This is a genomic window from Bradyrhizobium sp. (assembly GCF_019244115.1).
Lineage (GTDB): Bacteria > Pseudomonadota > Alphaproteobacteria > Rhizobiales > Xanthobacteraceae > Bradyrhizobium.
In genome coordinates this window covers 1-2,976 of record NZ_JAFATE010000181.1, presented here as the reverse complement: position 1 = coordinate 2,976, position 2,976 = coordinate 1, and the positions used below count along the sequence as shown (strand labels likewise).

2 protein-coding genes and 1 pseudogene are annotated in these 2,976 nt (G+C 63.5%); all 3 read right to left on the bottom strand.

What is annotated here, in order from left to right; all coding sequences use genetic code 11:
- Positions 1–1,358: F0F1 ATP synthase subunit beta (atpD, locus tag JOZ76_RS08005; RefSeq protein ID WP_291698088.1), on the bottom strand; the 1,358-nt coding region annotated here is incomplete at its 3' end.
- Between the two features lie 30 nt (positions 1,359–1,388).
- A complete protein-coding gene (locus JOZ76_RS08000) occupies positions 1,389–2,264 on the bottom strand; it encodes a F0F1 ATP synthase subunit gamma (RefSeq protein WP_291698087.1) in 876 nt (291 codons plus the stop codon).
- 22 nt (positions 2,265–2,286) lie between these two features.
- Positions 2,287–2,976: pseudogene (locus JOZ76_RS07995) on the bottom strand (F0F1 ATP synthase subunit alpha); the annotation flags it as partial.

The window sequence follows — 2,976 nt, the reverse complement described above, 5'->3', positions numbered from 1 at the left end:
GGCAGGTGGTCGTACTTTCCTTCGACGAGGCCCTTGAAGCCCTTGATGGTGTCTTCGATCGACACCAGCTTGCCCGGCGCGCCGGTGAACACTTCGGCGACGTGGAACGGCTGCGACAGGAAACGCTCGATCTTGCGGGCGCGCGCCACGGTCAGCTTGTCCTCTTCCGAAAGCTCGTCCATGCCGAGAATGGCGATGATGTCTTGCAGCGCCTTGTAGCGCTGGAGAACCTGCTGCACGGCGCGCGCAACGGCGTAGTGCTCCTCGCCGACGACGAGGGGCGACAGCATGCGCGACGTTGAGTCGAGCGGATCGACCGCGGGATAGATGCCCTTCGCCGCGATGTCGCGCGACAGCACAGTCGTGGCGTCCAGGTGGGCGAACGAGGTCGCCGGCGCCGGGTCGGTCAAGTCGTCGGCCGGCACGTAAATCGCCTGCACCGAAGTGATCGAGCCCTTGGTCGTCGTGGTGATGCGCTCCTGCAGCGCGCCCATGTCGGTCGCGAGCGTCGGCTGATAGCCCACCGCCGAAGGAATGCGGCCGAGCAGCGCCGACACTTCCGAGCCCGCCTGCGTGAAGCGGAAGATGTTGTCGACGAAGAACAGCACGTCCTGACCCTGATCGCGGAAATATTCCGAGAGCGTCAGGCCGGTAAGACCGACGCGGGCGCGCGCGCCCGGCGGCTCGTTCATCTGGCCGAACACGAGGGCGCATTTCGAGCCTTCGCCGCCGCCCTTCTTGTTGACGCCGGATTCGATGAACTCGTGATAGAGGTCGTTGCCCTCGCGGGTGCGCTCGCCGACGCCGGCGAACACCGAATAGCCGCCGTGGGCCTTCGCGACGTTGTTGATCAGCTCCTGAATCAGCACGGTTTTGCCGACGCCGGCGCCGCCGAACAGGCCGATCTTGCCGCCCTTGGCGTATGGCGCGAGCAGGTCCACGACCTTGATGCCGGTGACGAGAATCTGCGCTTCGGTGGACTGGTCGGTGTATTTCGGCGCTTCGGCGTGGATCGGGCGCTTGTCTTCGGACTTGACCGGGCCGGCTTCGTCGATCGGCTCGCCAATGACGTTGATGATGCGGCCGAGGAGGCCTGGGCCGACCGGCACCGCGATCGGCAGGCCGGTATCGGTCACTTCCTGACCACGCACGAGGCCTTCGGTGACGTCCATCGCGATGGTGCGCACCGTCGATTCACCGAGATGCTGCGCCACTTCGAGCACGAGGCGGTTGTCGCCGTTCTTGGTTTCGAGCGAGTTCAAGATCGCCGGAAGCGCGCCTTCGAACTGCACGTCGACGACCGCGCCGATCACCTGGGTGACTTTGCCGGTCCGGTTGGAGCCAGTCTGTGCTGCCATGTTCGTCCTCTTACTCTCTTTATCTATGCGCTAGAGCGCTTCGGCGCCGGAGATGATCTCGATCAGTTCCTTGGTGATCATCGCCTGACGCGTGCGGTTGTACTTGATGGTCTGCTTGCGGATCATGTCGCCCGCGTTGCGGGTCGCGTTGTCCATCGCCGACATCTGCGAGCCGTAGAACGAGGCGTTGTTCTCGAGCAGCGCGCGAAAAATCTGCGTTGCGATGTAACGGGGCAGCAGGTCGGCGAGAATCTCGTCTTCCTCCGGCTCATACTCATAAGCCGCTACCGGGCCCTGTGCCTGCGCGGCTTCGAACTTCGGCGGAATGATTTGTTGCGCCGTCGGGATCTGCGCGATCACCGACTTGAAGCGCGAATAGAACAAGGTCGCGACGTCGAACTCGCCCTTCTCGAACATAGCCGTGACCTTGTGCGCGATCTCGGCGGCGTTGGCATAGCCGAGCACACGAACGCCGCGCAGATCGACGCGATCGACGATCATCTTCTCGAAATTGCGGCGCAACTGCTCGTAACCCTTCTTGCCGACTGTGAGGATTTTCACCTCTTTGCCTTCGGCGACAAGGCGATTGATGTGTTCGCGCGCGAGACGGACGATCGACGAATTGAAAGCGCCCGCGAGGCCGCGCTCGCCGGTGGCCACGATCAAAAGGTGGACCTTGTCGCTGCCGGTGCCGGCCAGCAGCCGCGGGGCCCCGTCCGAACCGGCCATGCCCGACGCGATGTTCTGCAGGACGATATCCATGCGCTCGGCATAGGGACGCGCGGCCTCGGCGGCGGCCTGAGCGCGGCGCAGCTTCGACGCCGCGACCATCTGCATCGCCTTGGTGATCTTCTGCGTCGCCTTTGTGGCGGCGATGCGGACCCGCATGTCCTTGAGAGAAGCCATCGGAGTTCTTCGTCTCTATCCCTTAAGCGAAGGAGCCGGCGAACTTCTCGACCTGCGCGCGGAGTTTCTTCTCCGTGTCGCCCGAGAGATCGTTGGTCTTGCGAATGTCCTCGAGGATCGACTTCTCGTTGCGCAGCAGCGAGAGAAGGCCATTCTCGAACTTGCGCACCTGCGGCAATTCGAGCTTGTCGAGGAAGCCGTTGGTGCCGGCCCAGATCACAACGACCTGCTCTTCCATCTTGAGCGGCGAGAACTGCGCTTGCTTCAGCAATTCCGTCAGGCGCGAACCGCGCGCGAGCAGGCGCTGGGTCGTGGCGTCGAGGTCCGAGCCGAACTGCGCGAAAGCCGCCATTTCACGGTACTGCGCGAGCTCGCCCTTGATCTTGCCCGCGACCTTTTTCATCGCCTTGGTCTGCGCGGATGAACCGACGCGCGACACCGAAAGGCCGACGTTCACCGCGGGGCGGATGCCCTGATAGAACAGATCGGTTTCGAGGAAGATCTGACCGTCGGTGATCGAAATCACGTTGGTCGGAATGTAGGCCGACACGTCGTTGGCCTGGGTTTCGATGACCGGCAACGCCGTGAGCGAACCGGCCTTCTTCTCGTCGTTCATCTTCGCAGCGCGCTCGAGCAGGCGCGAGTGGAGATAGAACACGTCGCCCGGATAGGCTTCGCGGCCCGGCGGACGGCGCAGCAAGAGCGACATCTG